The sequence below is a fragment of the Promicromonospora alba genome, from assembly GCF_042654905.1.
Taxonomy (GTDB): Bacteria; Actinomycetota; Actinomycetes; order Actinomycetales; family Cellulomonadaceae; genus Promicromonospora; species Promicromonospora alba.
In genome coordinates this window covers 773,532-791,046 of record NZ_JBHSFI010000004.1, presented here as the reverse complement: position 1 = coordinate 791,046, position 17,515 = coordinate 773,532, and the positions used below count along the sequence as shown (strand labels likewise).

The 17,515-nt window shown below is 70.9% G+C and carries 18 protein-coding genes; 7 read left to right on the top strand and 11 right to left on the bottom strand.

Annotated features, from left to right (window positions below):
- Positions 1-34: 34 nt before the first annotated feature.
- The 11 genes from ACFO6V_RS14485 to ACFO6V_RS14435 form a co-directional block, all read right to left on the bottom strand.
- On the bottom strand, positions 35-670 hold the full coding sequence (locus ACFO6V_RS14485; RefSeq protein ID WP_377136491.1) for a hypothetical protein: 636 nt from the start codon (positions 668-670) through the stop codon (positions 35-37).
- The gene (locus ACFO6V_RS14480) at positions 667-855 is read right to left on the bottom strand and encodes a M14 family metallopeptidase (protein ID WP_377136489.1); all 189 of its coding nucleotides are present in this window, start codon (positions 853-855) and stop codon (positions 667-669) included. The genes ACFO6V_RS14485 and ACFO6V_RS14480 overlap by 4 nt, the downstream gene beginning before the upstream one ends.
- Entirely contained in the window at positions 845-4,942 is a 4,098-nt protein-coding gene (gene eccCa, locus ACFO6V_RS14475) for a type VII secretion protein EccCa (RefSeq protein WP_377136487.1), read from the bottom strand. The genes ACFO6V_RS14480 and eccCa overlap by 11 nt, the downstream gene beginning before the upstream one ends.
- Positions 4,939-5,736 carry a MinD/ParA family ATP-binding protein gene (locus ACFO6V_RS14470; protein ID WP_377136485.1) on the bottom strand — a complete coding sequence of 266 codons (798 nt, stop codon included), beginning with the start codon at positions 5,734-5,736 and terminating at the stop codon, positions 4,939-4,941. The genes eccCa and ACFO6V_RS14470 overlap by 4 nt, the downstream gene beginning before the upstream one ends.
- Entirely contained in the window at positions 5,736-7,094 is a 1,359-nt protein-coding gene (locus tag ACFO6V_RS14465) for an EsaB/YukD family protein (RefSeq protein WP_377136483.1), read from the bottom strand. Before ACFO6V_RS14465 ends, ACFO6V_RS14470 begins: the two co-directional genes overlap by 1 nt.
- Positions 7,091-7,303, bottom strand: coding sequence for a hypothetical protein (locus ACFO6V_RS14460; protein ID WP_377136481.1), 213 nt, complete (start codon positions 7,301-7,303; stop codon positions 7,091-7,093). The genes ACFO6V_RS14465 and ACFO6V_RS14460 overlap by 4 nt, the downstream gene beginning before the upstream one ends.
- A gap of 36 nt (positions 7,304-7,339) precedes the next feature.
- Positions 7,340-8,236 (bottom strand): FHA domain-containing protein, encoded by an 897-nt coding sequence (locus ACFO6V_RS14455; RefSeq protein WP_377136479.1) that lies wholly within the window; start codon positions 8,234-8,236, stop codon positions 7,340-7,342.
- Positions 8,237-8,372: 136 nt separating this feature from the next.
- Positions 8,373-8,708 carry a hypothetical protein gene (locus ACFO6V_RS14450; protein WP_377136477.1) on the bottom strand — a complete coding sequence of 112 codons (336 nt, stop codon included), beginning with the start codon at positions 8,706-8,708 and terminating at the stop codon, positions 8,373-8,375.
- Positions 8,709-8,780: 72 nt separating this feature from the next.
- Positions 8,781-9,383 carry a YrhB domain-containing protein gene (locus tag ACFO6V_RS14445; RefSeq protein WP_377136475.1) on the bottom strand — a complete coding sequence of 201 codons (603 nt, stop codon included), beginning with the start codon at positions 9,381-9,383 and terminating at the stop codon, positions 8,781-8,783.
- The gene (locus ACFO6V_RS14440) at positions 9,383-12,184 is read right to left on the bottom strand and encodes a toxin glutamine deamidase domain-containing protein (protein ID WP_377136472.1); all 2,802 of its coding nucleotides are present in this window, start codon (positions 12,182-12,184) and stop codon (positions 9,383-9,385) included. Before ACFO6V_RS14440 ends, ACFO6V_RS14445 begins: the two co-directional genes overlap by 1 nt.
- An 18-nt stretch (positions 12,185-12,202) precedes the next feature.
- On the bottom strand, positions 12,203-13,315 hold the full coding sequence (locus ACFO6V_RS14435; RefSeq protein ID WP_377136470.1) for a DUF6177 family protein: 1,113 nt from the start codon (positions 13,313-13,315) through the stop codon (positions 12,203-12,205).
- A gap of 300 nt (positions 13,316-13,615) precedes the next feature.
- Between ACFO6V_RS14435 and ACFO6V_RS14430 the strand changes: the two genes are divergently transcribed.
- From ACFO6V_RS14430 to ACFO6V_RS14400, 7 genes are all read left to right on the top strand, one after another.
- A complete protein-coding gene (locus ACFO6V_RS14430; RefSeq protein ID WP_377136619.1) occupies positions 13,616-13,951 on the top strand; it encodes a hypothetical protein in 336 nt (111 codons plus the stop codon).
- A 48-nt stretch (positions 13,952-13,999) separates the two neighbouring features.
- Positions 14,000-14,299: a pore-forming ESAT-6 family protein gene (locus tag ACFO6V_RS14425; protein WP_377136468.1), complete on the top strand. Its 300-nt coding sequence runs from the start codon at positions 14,000-14,002 to the stop codon at positions 14,297-14,299.
- Between the two features lie 4 nt (positions 14,300-14,303).
- On the top strand, positions 14,304-14,651 hold the full coding sequence (locus ACFO6V_RS14420; RefSeq protein WP_377136466.1) for a DUF6507 family protein: 348 nt from the start codon (positions 14,304-14,306) through the stop codon (positions 14,649-14,651).
- A gap of 71 nt (positions 14,652-14,722) precedes the next feature.
- Positions 14,723-15,349, top strand: coding sequence for a hypothetical protein (locus ACFO6V_RS14415; protein WP_377136464.1), 627 nt, complete (start codon positions 14,723-14,725; stop codon positions 15,347-15,349).
- A gap of 1 nt (position 15,350) precedes the next feature.
- Positions 15,351-16,292 carry a hypothetical protein gene (locus ACFO6V_RS14410; protein ID WP_377136462.1) on the top strand — a complete coding sequence of 314 codons (942 nt, stop codon included), beginning with the start codon at positions 15,351-15,353 and terminating at the stop codon, positions 16,290-16,292.
- A gap of 174 nt (positions 16,293-16,466) precedes the next feature.
- Entirely contained in the window at positions 16,467-16,739 is a 273-nt protein-coding gene (locus tag ACFO6V_RS14405) for a hypothetical protein (protein WP_377136460.1), read from the top strand.
- A gap of 82 nt (positions 16,740-16,821) precedes the next feature.
- Positions 16,822-17,514 carry an SAF domain-containing protein gene (locus tag ACFO6V_RS14400; protein WP_377136458.1) on the top strand — a complete coding sequence of 231 codons (693 nt, stop codon included), beginning with the start codon at positions 16,822-16,824 and terminating at the stop codon, positions 17,512-17,514.
- Position 17,515 lies beyond the last annotated feature (1 nt).

The following is a 17,515-nucleotide window of genomic DNA, read 5'->3' as shown; positions in this document are numbered from 1 at the left end:
AGTGTGCTGGCCAGAGCCGCGGCGGCGTGCCCCGCTATCTGATCGGTCCGGACACCAGCGGGCTCCGGTCCGTCCTGCTGCCGGCGGCATATGCCCGCGCGAGCGCCTCGACGGCGACAGCGAGGACGGCGTCACGGGCCGGGGCGCCGAGGAGGTCGTCGCGCACGGCACCGGGCGCGGTGAGCGCGACGTCGTACGGCAGCCCCAGGTCGTCGGGGACCTGGCGGGCCCTACGGTGCAGCCACGTCGTGTCGATCGCGACCAGGAGTGCGCCAGGCAGTCCGGCTGCCGCCCGCTGCGCCAGGCGCAGCCCTTCCGGGTGCCACGGCGCCACCACGAGCGGCACGGCGCCCGGTGCGCGCGAGGGCGTCTCGCCCGGCAGCAGCGCGGTGGCTCCGGCGCACTCGACCGAGACCTGAGCCGTGCTGGGCGCCGCCCATGCCCAAGCGCCCGGCGGGTTGCCCGCGCGCTCGGCCAGCGTGCCACCGGTGTGGTCGACCAGGGCGACGCGGCCCGGCCGTGCTCGTGCGACGACCCGGGCGACGAGCGCGGCGAGCGTGGTGGTGCCCACGCCGCCCGCCACGCCCGCGACGACGACTCGCGCGGTGCGCGGACCCAGGTCGGCCGCGAGCCACTGCTGCGCGGCGAGATCGTCCGGCCGGGCCGTCACGGGACGTCCCGGTACGTGTTGTCCTGGACCACGCAGGTACCGCCGACGTGTCGCGTGATCGACTCGCACACGGCGTTGCCCAGCTCGCCCACCTCGGTCAGGGGCGCGTGCGCCTCGGTCCAGCTCGGCAGCGACCTGAGGGCGGTGTCCGGGCGCGGCGCCAGGATGACGATCTCACGAGGCACGGTTGCTCCCATCGGTTGTCGTGGTGGCGGGCGGCGCGGTGGCGGGTGCGGGGAGCCACGGGCGGCCCACCTGGACCAGCACCGGGCGTTCGCCCCGCCGGGCCCACACGCCCCGGCCCGGCGGGAGATGCTCGGCGCGGACGCCCGGGAACAGCTGCCCCTCCGACCGTTCACCGGACATGACGAACCCGCTGGCCCCGATGTCGCGCAGGGCCTGCAGCACCGGGTCGTACAGCGCACGGGACGCACCGGCGACGGGGCGGGAGACGATCACGTGCAGGCGCAGGTCGCGCGCCGCGGGCAGGTAGCGGAGCAGGGGTCGCAGGGGATCGGTGCCGCCCGAGGAGAGGATGTCCTCGTCGTCGACCACCACCACTATGCGGGGGCCTTCGACCCCCGTTCCGCGCGGCGCGCTGCCGAGCGACTGCGTCCGCTTCTCCAGCTCGACGGCCACGGTCGCCGACAGCTCGAGAGCCTTGACGGGGTTGGTCGCGAGCCCGCCGATGTACTCGTCGTCGGGGACGACGTCGGCCACGGAACCCCGCATGTCGTACAGCGCGAGCGTGAGCTCGTCAGTGGTGTTCCGGTCGGTCAGGGCCGTGACCAGGGTGCGCAGCAGGGTCGTCCGGCCGCTGCCCGAGTCGCCCAGCACGAGCAGGTGCTGGTCCCTGTTCTCGAGGTCCAGGAGCGCCGGCTCCATGGTGTCCTGACGCAGCCCGAAGGGCAGCCGGTCGGGCTCGTCCAGCGGATCCGGCAGATCGTCGGACGACAGGTCGTCGGGCAGCATCCGGATAGGCGGTGCGGCCGGGCCCGCCCACGCCTCGGCGGAGAGCCGCGCCAGCGCCTCCACGCCGTCGCCCACGGGCGCGCCGGCCTGCTCCGAGCCGCCGGGTGTCCCCAGCAGCGGGAGCGCCACCTGCGCGAACAGTTTGTCGTCGGTCAGTACCCGGCCCGCCTGCGCGGCCCGGATCGTGCCGTTGAGCTTGCGCGCGATCGTCGAGTCCGCGGGATCGTTGAGCCGCAGCTCCACCTTGGTGCCGATCAGGTTCTGCTGCGCGGACCGCAGGTCGTTCCAGCGCCCCGTCGCCACGACCACGTGCATGCCGAACCCGCCGCCGCGCTGCAGGAGCTCGCCGAATCCCTCCTCCAGCTCCTCGAAGTCCTGGCGGAGCAGCCCCACGCCGTCCACCAGGAGCACCACGTCCGCCGCGGGCAGCTCCGGGATCCCGCCCGTGGCGTGCCGTGCGCGCAGCATCGCCAGCGAGTCGATCCGGTACCGGGCGAACACCCGTTCGCGGGTGGCCAGCATGCCGAGCAGCTCCTCGAGGAGCCGCCGCAGCTGGTCCCGGCGGGACCGGGTAGCGACGCCACCCACGTGCGGGAACCCCTCGATGCGGGCCAGCCCGCCGCCGGCCAGGTCCATCCCGTAGACGGCTACCTGCTGCGGGGTGTGCGTGAGCGCGAGGCCGACGGCGACCGACCACAGGAACGTCGTCCGACCGGACTGCGGTGCGCCGAGCGCGACGACGTGCCCGCCCGCGCGGGTCAGGTCGAGCTCCCACGTCTCCTGACGCTGGCGGGCCGGGTCGTCCAGCAGCCCGACCGGCACGGCCAGCGGGCGGCCGCGTACCGCGGCGTTCCCCAGCTCGTCCGACGTCGGTACGCGCGTCCGGCCCAGCACGTTGCCGAGAGTGACCTGGGCGGGCAGCGGGGCGAGCCACACCGGCCGCGCCCGGGCGCCCGCGGCGGCGAGCTGCGCGACGATGACGTCGACCATCGGCTTCTCGACCGACGGCCTGGCCAGCTCCGGCTCGCCGACGCCCGACCCGGCGGCAGCGATCCCGTTGGCTCGCCGGATGTCGTTGTACTGCCCCAGCAGGAGCGGACGGCGCAGCTCGTCGTCCGGCTCCGGCACCGAGCCGGCCGCCTCGACCGGGCCCGACACGTACCCCGCGCGGAACCTCCGGTACACGCTCGTGTCGACCTTGAGATACCCGAACCCCGGAACCGCCGGCAGGTGGAACGCGTCGGGGGTGTCCAGCACCATCGACGACTCCGCCTCCGAGAAGGTCCGCAGCCCGATCCGGTACGACAGGTACGTCTCCAGGCCGCGCAGCCGCCCGGCCTCGATCCGCTGGCTCGACAGCAGCAGGTGTACACCGATGGACCGACCGATCCTGCCGATCATGAGCAGCAGGTCCACGAACTCCGGCTCCGCCGTGAGCAGCTCGCCGAACTCGTCGATGACCAGCAGCAGGTGCGGCAGCGGTTCCAGGTCGGGGCGCTCGCGCCGCATCTCGCGGTAGTGGGTGATCGACGGCGACCCGGCGTCGCGCAGCACCTGCTGGCGGCGCAGCACCTCGCCGGAGAAGCTCGCGCGGGCCCGCTCGGTCAGCCCGGCGTCGTCGGCCAGGTTGTCCAGGATCCCGGCCACGTGCGGCAGGCCCTCGAACGGCGCGAACGCGGCGCCACCCTTGTAGTCCACCAGGATCATCGCCAGGTCCTCCGGCGGGTGGGACGCCGCGAGGGAGGCGACGAGCGTGCGCAGCAGCTCGCTCTTGCCGGAACCGGTGGCGCCCACGCACAGGCCGTGCGGCCCCATGCCGAGCTGAGCGGACTCCTTGAGGTCCAGCAGCACGGGCGCACCCTCGTCGTCCGTGCCGATCGGCACACGCAGGAAGTCCCGTGGCGACCGCGGGCCCCACAGCGCGGCGACGTCCAGCTGTGTCACGGAGTCGACGCCGAGGAGCTCGTCCGTGCGCGCGGCGCGTCCGGCGGACGGGGAACCGTCGGCGGACGACAGGCTGAGCCGCACCGGGGCGAGGGCGTGGGCGATCCCCCGCAGCACCGCGGCGCTCGGGGCGTCCGGTGCCGCGCGGACCGGGGGTGGCGTCTGGGCCGCCAGGCCGTACCGCAGGTCGTCGACGACGAGCTCGACGTCGCTGTCGGACCTGCCCGGCGAGCCCGTCGCACGCGCAGTGATGCGCAGTGCGGTCTCCGAGGGCTCGTGCAGCCGGTTGGAGACGAGATGGATCACGGTGATGCCGAGGTCCGCGAGCCCCAGTGCGACGTCGGGGGTGCCGAAAGGCTGGGCGGTCTCGCCCCACCCGTCGACGACGACGATCAGCCGCGGGCCTCGGTCGGCCGCCCCGGGCCCCGACCGTCGGTGTGCCTCCGCGGCGCGCGCGGCGCGGCCCTGCAGGTCCGCGGTCAGCAGCCGGCGCAGGCCGGCCAGGTCGGGCGCGACACGTCGTACGGCGGCAGGCCCGTCGAAGGCCGTGTCGTCCACGACGTGGGGCAGCAGGTCCACCCCGCGCCAGTCGGCCAGCCGGTCCGGTGGGGCGGCCAGGGCGACGCGCACGTCGTCGGGGGCGTGCAGGGCGGCGACCTGGGCGAGCATCGCGTGCACGACGTCGAGGGTCTCCGCGCGCGTGCCCACCACAGCGACGTCGCCGACGCTGTCCAGCGGGACCACCACGGGGACGTGCCGCAGACGCGAGTGGCGGTCCACGACGCTCCGCGCCTCGGCGAGCAGCATGGGGTCCGGCGGCTCGGCCGGGCTGTCCGTGAGCGGCATCGTCAGACCGGGACGCGGCACGTCGCCGACGCCCACGCGGACCTCCAGGAAGTCCGGGTCCCAGCGCCGCCGTTCCCACAACCGGGCAGGGTCGCGGACGACGTCGAGCAGCGCTTCCGGGGCCGGGTGCACAGTGTGCGCCTCGGCACGGGCCGCATGCTCTGCTGTGCGCAGGTCGGCGCGCAGCGTCTCCAGATGGTCCAGGTAGCGCTCGCGCTGGTCGTGTCGGGCACGTGTGGCGTTGCCGCGCTGGCTGAGCGCCGTGCCCAGCCCGCCGACCAGGGCCACGACCAGCACGACGAGCGCGACCAGCACCATCACCGGGTTGTTGCGCAGCACCAGCATCATCGTCATCGACGACACCGCGCCGACCAGCGGCAGGAGCGCCTGCAGGGGCAGCCCGGCGACGTTGCCGCTGCCGACGGCCGGCGGGGTGGCCAGGGTGCGCTCCGGCGGTGCCGCGAGCGGGCGCACGGTACGGGCGGGGCGGTGCACGATCCGTTGTGTCATGCAGTCCTCGCCTCGGTGAGCAGGTGCGCGGCCGTCTGCGCGACGGCGGCGCGGGTCTGGGCGTCGAGCTGCGGCAGGGGTGTGCCGAGCGACCGTGCCGCGGCGTGGTCGTGCGGCACCGCCAGCGACCCGGGCCGCGCGCTGTGCACGAAGGGCGGCTCGACGGGCGCGACCCCGACCAGCACGAGCACCACCGCGGCGTGCGGGAGCTCGTCCCGGACGCTGTCGGCGAGGGTCCGGCCGGCGGCGAACGCCCCGGCGTCGGTCCGGGCGACGACGGCGGTCACGTGCGACTCGGCGGCGAGCCGAGCGGCCTCGTCAGGGGTGCGCCGTCCGGCGTCGGTCACGACCACCTCGAAGAACCGCCCCACAGCCGCCGCCGCATCGGTCCAGACCGAGAGATGGGCAGGCCAGCCGGACGCCCCGGCGAGGTGCAGGCCGGGCCGGGCCTCGCGCGTGGCCTCGCGGGCGTCGGCGAGGGATCGGACGGGGGCGCCGTAGGCGACGTCGTCCAGGGTCGGGGCGTCGTCGACCCCCAGGCGCGTGCGCAGGGCGGACGGCCCGCCCGCCGCGTCGAGCGCCAGGACGGGCCCGGTGCGCCGCCGCGCGAGGGTCAGGGCGACTGCCGAGGCGAGAGTGGTGGTCCCCGTGCCGCCGTCGGCCGCCAGGAACGTGATGCGCCGGCTGGTGCCCACCGGCGCGCGCACGGCGGTGTCCCAGGCGGCGGCATCCTGGGCGAACCGGCCGGCGCCGCGCAGGACGGCACGGAACGTCTCAGCGGTGCCGGACTCCATCAGAAGACCCCGAGCAGCAGCTCGTAGACACCGAACACGCCGAGCACCGCCGGCACCACGACCAGCATCGCGAACAGCTCCAGCACGTCCCCGGCCCTGCGCCAGCGCGCCCGTTGCTGCGCGTTCGGCGTGCGAGACACCATGAACGTCACGAGCAGGGCCAGGACACCGAGGACGGCGGCGGTGAGCGTGGGGTGCTCACCCAGAGCGGCCAGGGTGCCGATGACCGTCGCGGCCGCCACCGCGCCCCACAGGGACGCGACCTGGGCGGTGAGCGGCAGCGGACGCACGCGGAGGGCCGCGACGAGGAGCACCGCGACGCCGAGCAGCCGCGCCCAGCCCGTCGGGGTGGAGAGCAGGACCGCCGCGGCGAAGGCGAGCGCGATCCCGGTGGCGACGGTCGTCCAGGTCAGGGCACGGTAGGCCTCCTCCAGCGAGGGGACCACCACCTGCCGGTCAGGGGCGTCGCCCTCGAGCGTGGCATCGTCCAGGCGGTGCACGCCCGACGTGTTCAGCGCCACGGCGGGCAGCACCCCCAGGAGGATCGCGGCGACCGCTGCGACGACGGCCGCGGCCCGGTCGGACCCGAGGTCGAAGCTGACCGGGACCGAGGCCAGGAGGACCAGGCCGATGCCGGTTCCCGCGCCGGCGAGCATCCCCCGGCTGCGGTGGGAGACGCCGGCGGCCCACAGCGCGCAGCAAGCGACGGCGAACGCGACGATCCCGGCGAGCTGGAGCGCCGCCCTGTCCGGGACGGGGCCGACCAGGTCCGCCACGGGCGGGAGCGCGGCGACCGCGAGGCCGAGGGCCGGGCCCAGGCCCGTCGCCGCCGAGCCGGCCGCCAGCCGGAGCCAGGCGCCGCGCTCGCGGCGGCTGCGGGCGCGCGGGGCGGTGGCGCTGAGGACCAGGAGCACCAGCACGATGATGCCGAGCATCCCGGCGGCGGCGCTGTCCGGCCCGGCGTCGTACGCGGGGACGAGCCCGGCCGCGCCGGCGATCAGGCCGACGCCGACGGCCCCGGTGGCACGGCGGGCACGTTCGTCCCACTTGCCGGGCAGACCGGCGAGCACGTCGGTCGCCGCCTCGGTGACGTCGGCTATCTCGGCGGGCGGCGGTGCGTCCTGGGTGTGGACGACCCGGAGGATCTCGCCGTCCGGCAGGCCGAGGGCATCGAGGTCGCGGGAGACGTCGAGCTGGTCCCCGGTGTGCCGCACGAGGGTGACTGCTCCCTGTCCGGGCGGTTCGGCGACCAGGTCGAGGATCTGTGGGAGCAGTACCGCCAGCTCCTCGTCGGACGGCAGCACTATGTCGCCGCGGCGGGCGGAGCCCACCACCGTGACGCGGGTGAAGCGGCTCACTGGCCCAGTCCTCCGAGGTTGTTCACGAACGAGTACCCGGCACAGCCGGCGCACGCCACGGCGGCGAGCACGATGCTGCCGACCAAGCGCTTGACGTTGTCGGAGACGTTCCGCCGGCCGGCGAGGTCCCCGTGCAGAAAGGCGGAGATCAGGCGTGCGCGACGGGTCTCGACGGATTCGAGCAGCTGTCTGTCCGGATCACGCGCCATGGGTGGCCACCTCTCCGAGCAGGATCTGGGTCGTGGTCACGATGCCTCCACGCGGAACGTGCGGTTGCCGAGCTGTACGGCGCCGCCCGCAGGAGCGGCGACGGGGCGGCCGGCCTCGGCGCGCTGCCGCGTGCCGTCGGTTCGCACCACCCAGGAGCCGTTGGTGGAGCCGCGGTCCACGAGCCACAGCGTGGCGCCGTCCCAGCTGAGCAGGGCGTGGGTGGACGAGACGGAACGCGTGGGATCGGTGAGCTCCACGACGGCGCCGACCTCCTCGTTCGGTTGGGGTCGGGGGCGGCGGCCGAGCAGTGCGGTGCTCGCCACCACTATGCGCTCGGCACCGTCGGTCAGGACTGCGACGGGGGCGTGCTGGGGCCGGGTCTGCGCGGTTGGTGCGGGGGTCGCAGGGGTTGCCGGGGCGGGCGCCGACGTCGCGAGGGGAGCCGATGCCGCAGGGGGAGCCGACGTCGCGACGGGTGCCGGCGGCGTCGGACGGCGCTGCGCGAGGCGGACCGACGCGACCCCGGCACCCGGCCAGCGGCCCGGTCCGGGTGGCGTGCCGACGAGTGCGTCCACGTAGCGGGTCCTGGTCAGCAGGGCGCCGGGCGTCCCGCCGCTCTGCCGGAAGGTCCGCACCAGCAGCATGGCGACGCCCGCGACGAGGACGAGGCCGAACGGGACGGCGACCGCTGGCGGCCAGACGCCGACGGCACCCAGTACGACGGGCACGGCCGCCAGGACGACGAGTCCGAGGTCGAGGGCGACGGCCAGCGTCCGGTCGCTGCTCGACGCCGGGGCGAGGCTCGCCAGCAGGCCGGACGTGACCGGGCGGGGACCGACGGCCGGCGCCTCGCACCGGTCGCACCGGGTCGCACCCGGCGCGAGCACCGCACCGCAGGTGCCGCACGAGCCGATCGCGGCATGTCCTGTCACGGTGGCGCCTTCCCCCTGGTTCCGGCTGTGGTTCCGATGTGCCGGGTATGTCGTGGCTTGAAAGATTCTGGCACGTCGGGCGAATTCTCTGGACGAATCTCTCAGCGGGGTGGCTGGGGCCCAGGTCGGGCGGTGCTCATCGACGGCCGTCCTGCGACACGCAGGTACCGCCGACCAGGTCTGTCAGCGCTTGGCACACCCGCACGCCGGTCGCTCCGGCTTCGTCCCAGGGCGCGTACGCCTGGATCCACACGGGCTGGGCGTCCGGGGAGACTCGATGTTCAGGGTCGGCCACAGACCTGGCCACGTGATGTCCGGGCAGTAGGCGCCAGATCTCGTGCGGTGACCCGAGGGCGGACTGCTGCTCCATGGACAGAGCGACCTGTTGGTCGCTGTCGACGACCTGGATGATCGCGCCGTCGACGGTCCAGCGGACGCGCAGCGCGGGGTCGACGGCTTGCAGGCTGTCCATCAGGTCATCCTCGGTGACCATGCGTGGCATCAGCATGGTGATCTCACGGGGCATATGTGTCCCTATGTTCGTTCATTGGGGCGTCGAATCGTGACTGCCATCGACGACCACCGGGGCGTAGAGCTCGGAACCCGGTGCACCGAAGTTCTTCTCGAGGAGTTGACGAGCGTCGGCTTCTGAGACCTCCCGCAGGTCGGTGTCATTGAACCCCTTCAGTGACCTCTCAATCGTGATCGTGAAATGCCATTTTCCGTCACTCTTGAAGACCGCGTCTCCAGTCATGTCGTCCTCGCGTTGGCGTCGGAAGAGGCCTGTGTCGAGGCGGGTTCCGTCGGGGCGTACATAGTAGGAGAAGTAGAATTTGGCGGCAGGTCGCGACCGCTGCGCTCGCCAGCGATCAAGTTCCTGATCGGTTGTACCGGCGGTTCCAAGAACGACAAACTCATCACCATTCTTTGGGACAGCAATAGGGCCGGCCAGGAACTGGTCGAACACGTTGCCGGACTGCAGGTAGTCTGCCGTGTTCCAGTTCACGATCCACACATCGTCGTGATCGACGATGCCTGGGACTCCGAACTCGCCGTCAAAAATTGCCATCCGCTTTCCCGACTTGGCCTCGAGTTCCCTGAGTGCTCGCTCGGCGACCTGCCGGGCTTCTTCCTTCGTGATCACCATTACCACTCCCGTTCGGATTTGAGAAAGAATAGTTGGTGAAATTTCTCGAGTTTTGCAAAAGTTCCCGACTGGCTATCGAGAAATACAACACCGTTCTTGTCGTTGACTACGTTGAAGACGTGCCCGACCTTCCCAGGGCCCCGGTCGATCAGCACAACGCCACGTGCGCCATCGCCGATGGCGTTCATCCGGGAGACGATCGAGTCGTACCCGCGCACCGACCTCCACCGGCCGCCGAGCGCTGTCGAGACATCCGACGCCGGGCTGCCGTCCGACGGCATCGCGGATGACGGCGCGCCCCCCAGAGTGGCGTCTGCCGCTACGACACAACGAGTGCAGTTATGGTCAAATCCGGATACTCCCTGGGCAAATCTAGGGGCATTCACCTCGAGCAGGTTCCCATACTCACGCTGAAACACCGACTTCAGCACTGACGGATCCGCCGATCCTGCATGCAGTGCAGTCTCTGACCCATTCGGTACCGTTGTTGCCAGGTCTCGTATCCTCGCACCTGCGTCGAAATCAGGAGCGCTCTCTGAGGATACTTCGCTGGCGTGGTGGTCCGGCCACGTGATTTCGGAAGCGCCTTCTGGCCGGGGCACGTTGTCAAAGATCTCGTCCTGGAGACGCTGGAGTTCCTCAGCTCTCTCCGGCGTCGTGTCTGGTGCTCGTTGCTCCTCGTACAACGGGTGTGTCGACATCTTCGCATCGAAGCTGTCCGGGGTGTGGAACTGGACCTCTATGACGCGTCCGGACTGATCTACCCAGTTGCTGTTGATCCCCTGGTAGCCAGGCTGGTGCCATGTGTTCTTGAGGCTCTTATACGGCTCGAAACCTCGGTTGTTCAGGTCGTCGATAATAGCCTGCGTCGAGTGGGCGTAGTCGTTCGGATCAACGAGGTACGTGTACCGGACGGAGTCCTTCATATCGGCGAGTAGATCGTCCAGGGGCTTGAAGGGCTGCTCGCTGATCGAGGTCGCAAGCTTGCGGTAGAACGAGTCCTCACTCTTGAGCCGGTAGTCGAGGCCCTCGAGCCGGGCGCCAGGATGCTCCGCGGCGAGATCCTGCATGTCTTGCGTGATCCGCGGCTCGATCTGCCTGCTCGTGGCCAGATACTCGTCCGCGGCCGCCTTCTGGCTCTCGGTGAGGGAGACGCCCTCGTCGGGGTTCTCCCATGCGATCGGGTCGTCGCCGAGCCCAGAACGGTCCCCTCCGTCGCTGCCGGACCCGGACTCGTCATGATCAGAGCTCCCCGTCGCCGGCTCGTCACCGGGACCGGCGGGGTCCGGGTCGTCTGCGTCCCGGTCGCCACCGTCCCAGTCCTCGTCCGGACGGTCGCCGCCTGGTGCATCGCCGTCGGGCATACCGCCGTCCGCCATACCGCCGTCCGGCACGTGGCCGCCGGACACATCCCCGTCCGACAACCCTCCGTACGGCTGGCCGTTCCCACCGTCGATCACCGTGTCCCCGCCGGTGCCGAAAGAGCCCTCTGGTCCGTACCCGCCCTGCGCCGCGCCGACCGTTACCGGTTCGCGGACATGGTTCACCGAGCTCAGGTGACCGTTGTCGGTCGTGTATTTCTCGACCGACGGCGTCTCCATCCGGGCTGGGATGTCGTTGCCCTTCATTGCCGCGGGCTCGGGCACGTTCGAGAGCTGGGTGACGGCCGGCACCTCGATCTGCGACAGAGAGCGCAACCCTGCGCTCAGACCTGCCGTCACACCCGCGGCACGGGTCGTGGACACCAGCGCCGTGCCGCCGCGCAGGACCGCTATCGGGTCCATCGCGTTACCCAGGATCCGGGCGCCCTGCATCGTGGCTGACAGGACTTGTCCGGTCCGGCCCGCGGTCGCCACACCCTTGATCGCGGCGCCGGTGCCCAGAGTCGCCACCGCCAGCAGGATGTTGCCCGCCGCCGTGCCGAACGCACGTGCAGGGTCCTCCTCCCACATGTCCCACGCCACGAGCGACTTACCCGTCTCCAGCCACGCGTCGCCGGCCGTTCCCCAAGACCATTGGCCGGAGGCCGGGTCGCGGCCGATCAACGCGCCCATCCCGCCCCACGTGGCGGTGAACGTCTCGGTGCTGAACCCGTGCTCGTCCAGGCCGATGAGGCCGCCCAGGCCCAAGAAACCCTCGCCGACGACGTCCTTGGCGAACCCGTCCCACACAGCCGACCTCACTGATGTGACCGCTGAAGCGGGACAGTGCTCCTTCTGCTCCACCGGTGCGCCCCATGGCATCGCCGTCTCGGTGGGGATCTCGGTCAGCCCGAACGCATTCGGGTCGGCAGGGCCGTCGCTGACTCCCGCGTTCCAGGGGGCCAGGCAGTCGATCGCGCGGATCGCGTTGGCGCACTCCCGTTCGGCGTCCCACAGCTGCACCTGCACGCTGTTGACCCGCCCGAGCAGCGTCGTGTTCTGCGCCACCAGCTCCGGGTCGAACTCCCACTCCGGGTTGGTAGCGATCCGCGCGTGGAAGGTCCACGCATCAGCGCGCACGACGTCGAAGGCCGACTTGATCGCGCGCAGGTCCTGGGCGAAGCGGCCCAGCGCTGTGGCGACCTGCTCCAGGTCATCGCCGAGCGTGGCGGTATCGGACCGCACCGGGTCCAACGCGGACAGAAGTCGGTCAGCCTCCGGCGCCTGATAGTCGGCCCGCAACCCGTACCACGCACCGACTACGTCGACACCTGCGTCCCGGACCGCCAGCGCATCTGCCCGGAGGCTGTACGCGGCATCGTCCACCGCGTCCGGATCCAGGTTCGCGCCAGGGATCAGCTCGGGATCAATCGCCGGCATTCATGTCCGCCCTCTTGGTCATGGTGCAGGGTCGCTGGGTGCTGTGCCGTGCAGATCGGCCAGGAGCTCTTCGGCTCCGAGCCAGCGCACGATCCGGGTGGCCGTGTTCCAGTCGGCGTGGTCGAACGTGCCGAGGGTGAAGCGGAGAACCGGGAGCCGCCGGGCGCCGAGGCGGACGGCGCCGTGCTCCCGGACTGCCGCGTCGACATCGACCCTGAGCTGGCGTATCCCCGGGGCCCCGAGCAGCATCTGAAGTGGTGCGGGCGGAGCCTCGAGCTCGGGCGGGACCCGCAGGTCACCGCGGCCGATGCGAGTGGTGGCCAGGCAGAACAGCGGGAGCAGCTCGTTGCCGAGCGTGTCGAACAGGCCTGGCACCTTCTCGGTGACGTGGCGCGCTGCGTCGCTGCCGGGCCTGCCGGTGACGACGTCGAGGGTGGTGATCTCCTCCAGACCGTCCCGCGTGCGGCGCACCAGCATCGTTCCGATGACGCCGTCGCCCACCACGACCAGGCGCACCGGCTGCGGTGCCCGCTTACGGACGTACCGGGTGAGCACCGTGCGGTCCCATGCGGCGAGCGCGGGCTCGTGCGTGCCCCACGACAACGGCGGGGCGCCGGTCAGGTGTTCGATCGCGAGCTCGGCCGCGCGGCCGAGGGTTGTGGTCGGCCGCGCCTTGTGCCGCACGGACAGCGACAGCTGGACCGTCCCCGCGACCGGCCCGCTGCGCCGTGCCGTGAGATCGGCGGCGACCTGCTCGTCGATGCTGTCGGGCGTCCCGCCGAGGAAGACGGGTGACATGCTCTCGAGTGTTGGTGGGCCGGACGAGGCGTCTACGGCATCCTGGAGACGGGAGAACTGCCTGCCGGTGATGCCGTCACGAAAGGTGCCGTCACCTTGGTCGACCATCCATATGCCGCCGGTGCCGACCAGGGCATCGCGCATGGGGCGGGTCAGGTAGGAGCGTTCGTCGGTGCCGAGTACCAGACGCGATCCGTCGATCGACCGGAGCAGGTCCGAACGGGCTTCGGTAAGCCCGGCCACGACGGCACGGCTCTGGGTCAGGAACAGGTTGGCTTCGACGTCCCAACCGTCGATCAGGGGGTGCAGTGCGGGCTCTGGCTCGGTGGGCAAACGGGGCATCTCCTGGATTCACGACGTGCTGGCCCGTGTTGGAGGCACGATTCTGACACGAAAGCATGCATATGTGGATGAAACTTCCCATGCGGCTCGAGCCGGACGGAATACCGGACGAGGCTCTCAGCCCGGGGTCTCTGGGTTCAGGCGGTCGACCGTCCGGACCATCGGTAGCGGCGTCGGGGCGATCGCCTCGCGGTTTCGTGGACGCAGACCTGGGGGTCTTGTACTTTTATGTGTAATTTCGCCCGCTCAACTGAGTCGGCGGAGAGGCGTTCCGACGTGAGGGAGCTCGCTATGAAGTTCGCGATGGGGTCGGAAGTACTCTCGACCTTGACGAAGAAGACCGGCGCGTCCTCGGAGGATCTGGGGTCGCTGGTGCGGGAGCTGGGCGCGGCCGCGGAGCCGTTGGAGGGAAAGTTCAACGGCGCGGGTCGTGCCGCGTTCGATGCCTTCAAGGGCCGGACGGAGGAGATCTCCGTCGAGCTGAACCAGGCGCTGGGTGCGGTCCTGACCGGTGTAGCGGGCATGGACAGGTCCTTCAGCGAGGGCGACACGACGATGGCCGACGAGACCCGGGCGAAGCAGGGCTCTGTCTCGTTCGACGCCGCGCGTTTCGGCGCCGGCAAGTAACCGGCAGACAGCACAGAGACCAGGGGGCTAAGAATCATGGCCAATGCAATGGATCGTCGGGACTACGAGCTGGGCGCGTCGACCGAGGCGCAGGAGAACTTCGAGCGGGTCGCATCCCGCCTGGAAGCGCTGATCGATCAGCGCGACGCGGACGTCAAGGCCGCGATGGCCGACTACGAGGCCTCGGGCGTCTCCGAGGACTACCGGGCCAAGGAAGTGCGATGGAACACCGTCGCGGGCGAGGTCCGGGGCATCATCCGCACGCTGCGGAGCTCGCTGGAGCAGAACGACGCGACTGCTCAGGACGCGATGACGCGCGCCAGGGCCGCGGTCGACTCGATCGGCTGATCAGGTGACCGGTTACCGGGTCTCGCCGGAGGGCGTGGAGGCGACGCTGCGCAAGGTCCAGGACCGTGCGCAGTCGTTGTCCACCACCCTCGGCGGGCTTGAGGGGCATGTGACCAAGGCGGTGACCGGCGCCGGCGGAAGCCCGATCATCGCCGAGGCGCTCGGGACGTTCTTCAGCGGGCGGACCGAGACCTTGAAGTCCATCGGCACGCGGATCGAAGCTGGTATGACGGGCGCCGTGCAGGCGGTCGCCAGCTATGACCGCGCTGATGACGAGATGGCCCAGACGCAGACGAGTCTTGCGTCGCAGGCGACGACGTCGGGTGGGTTCTCGGGCACGTCCAACGGGTGAGTCGTGCAGCTGGTTGATGTCCCGACGTGTTTCGCTGCACGCCCCTGAGTTGCCACCGAGGAGACTTCCGCATGTTCCGCACGCCCCGTCCTGCCGCACTTGGTGCCGCCGTCGCTCTGGTGCTCAGCCTTGCCGCTTGCCAGGCGGAAACTGAGGCGGCCCCCGAGACCTCGGCTTCGCCGTCCGCGTCACCGACTCCGACGGACTCGCCGTCGCCGACTCCGGAGGATCCTGCCGAAGCAGCCAAGGCGAAGAACATCGCCGAGGCTGAGCAGCGCTACCTGGAATACCAGGACATCACCAGCGAGTATGCGCAGAAGGGCGAGAACCCGTTCTGGGACCTGATGAGCGGGGGCTACATCGGTAGCGCGGAACTCCAGGAGTCGGAGCAGTCGTACTGGGAACAGTTCACCGAGCTGAAGCTCAAGGAGACCGGCCCGCCGGGTAGCGAGACGGTCGAGGTGGTCGAGGTGACCAAGTACGAGGGCGACCCGCTCAAGAAGGACGTCACCGGCCAGCGTGTGTACATGAACGTGTGCATCGACAACAGCGGCAGGGATGTAGTCCGACCAGACGGGACTTCGGCCGTTCAGAATGGCGGTCCGGACAGGGTGCTCATGAAGGTAGTGATGCAGGGTCAGAAGCAAGAGGGCATCTGGTCGCTCGACGAGAATGCTTCTACCGGGAAGAAGTGCTGACGTGCGCCGAATCGCGACGGTTCTCACGACGGTCAGTTTGATCTTCATGGGTGCCCCGGTCGCGAACGCTGCGCTCGACGTGGCAGCCGTCCACGTCGCCGACCCAGACCCCACCGGCGGTGCCGCAGCCAACGGAAAGGGCTTGGTGATCGTCGACATCGAGGCAGGCGGTACGGCTGGTGGCACCACCCCGGTGAGCAAGCCTGGCGGTGGCAAGAAGCCGGTTTGTACTCACGAGGGCGAGAAGGTTCCGTGTACCTCGGACGACGGTGTCTGGGACGGCGGTTGCTATATGCGGGCTGTCGACCCGCAGCCTCCGAAGAGCGATGCCGTGTGGCGGGGGAACGAGAACGGCCTCATCGTGACCTGCACCCCGTTCTGCGACGAGGCCAACACCGGGAGCCAGATGGGGAACCCGGATGGCTTGTGCGCAGTGACGGTCACCCGCTGGGTGCCCGCCCTGCCCGGCGCTCCGGACCCTGCAGTCCTGGCTCAACGCGCGGTGTCGAGGATGCAGCTGCGCGGGATCGACATCGGCATCGTCCCTGAGGAAGGGCCCGGCCGGGTCGGGATCGTCGGGATGCCGCAGTGGATGTGGGTGAACGAGCCGAGGCCGAGAACCTTCGGTCCGATCACGCGTGAGGCGTCGGCCGGCGGCGCGACCGTCACCGCTACCGCGAAGGTCGACAAGGTCGTGTGGGACATGGGCGACGGCACGTCGGTGACCTGCGTCGGTCCGGGCGCGGTCTACGAAGATCGGTTCGACACGATGGAGTCGCCGGACTGTGGGCACCGCTACACGAAGCAGGGCAGGTACGAGGTGACTGCGACGTCCTTCTGGACGGTGCAGTGGGAAGGCATCGGCCAGACCGGCACCATCCCGCTGGACTTCACCTCCACCGCGAACATCGTGATGGGCGAGGCTCAGGTCATCACCCAATGACGGCCGGGCCTGCACGCAGGGTAAGGACCCGGACGCCGAATTTCCACGAAAACACGCAAGTGTAGATTTTCGCCCCCACCACGTACCGTGGCCCCTGGAAAGTCGGGCGCATCCCAGGGCGCGCGACTCCGGTGGAGGGGGCGGGCATGGCCGCGGGGCGGATTCTTCGACTCGATGCCGCGCAGTGTGGCGAGGGCCCAGGAGCAGGCGCGCGAGGGTGGCGGCGGGACCGCCGTCGGCAAGGCGTCGGCAGACCACAAAAGGGCTCCGGTGCGCGAGACACCGGACGACCCGACGCAGGACGACGCCTCCAGACCTGCTTCCACCGCCGACAAGGCGTGGCCGGCCACCGTCCTGGACGACGAGGACGCGAACCTGCAGTGGGCCCTGGTCGGGGCGATTGACGTGGTACGCGACGTACCTACTGATCTTTCCTCCGAATCCTGACAAGCCCCGACTACGATGCGGGGGCGGACGGCGGCAAATTTCGCCCGTTCGAGGCCATGCATACCCAGGAAGGCCTTCCAGCATGACAACGACCACACCCGCCCCGGACGCCCCGCGCGTCGAGCGCCCCGGCCGCACCGGTGGTGGAGCCGCTGGTCTCGACCAGATCGCGCCGCCGCCGAAGATGCGCCGCCGTCCAGCCATGATCGCCCTGTCGGTGGCGCTGATCTGCGTGGGTGGCCTGACCAGCGCGTGGGCGTGGCAGTCGACGTCGACCGCGCAGGAGGTGCTGACGGTCCGGGAGACCGTGCTCCGCGGTGAGGTGATCGAGGAGGACAACCTCGTGACCGTGCGGATCGGCGTCGACCCGGCGATCCAGGCCGTGAAGGCCGCGGAGATGGCAACGCTCGTTGGACAACGGGCGGCGCTCGACATCGCCGCGCACAGCGTGATCACCGGGGATCAGGTCACGGAGGCGGTGGTTCCGCCCAAGGGTTTCTCGGTCGTCGGCCTGAGCCTGACCTCCGCGATGCTCCCGACGAAACAGCTCGCCGTCGGCGACAAGGTGCGCGTCGTGACGACGGGGGGCGAGGCCGCAGCGGCCGCCGGACCGCCGCCCGCGGCCTACGGCGCGACCGTCGTCCAGACGTCCCCGGACGAGATCACCGGAAACACGCTGGTGAACGTGCAGGTGGCGACCGACGTCGCACCGGGTGTGGCCAGGCGCGCGGCGGCCGGCGAGGTAGCGCTCGTGCTGGACAGTCAGGAGCAGTGAC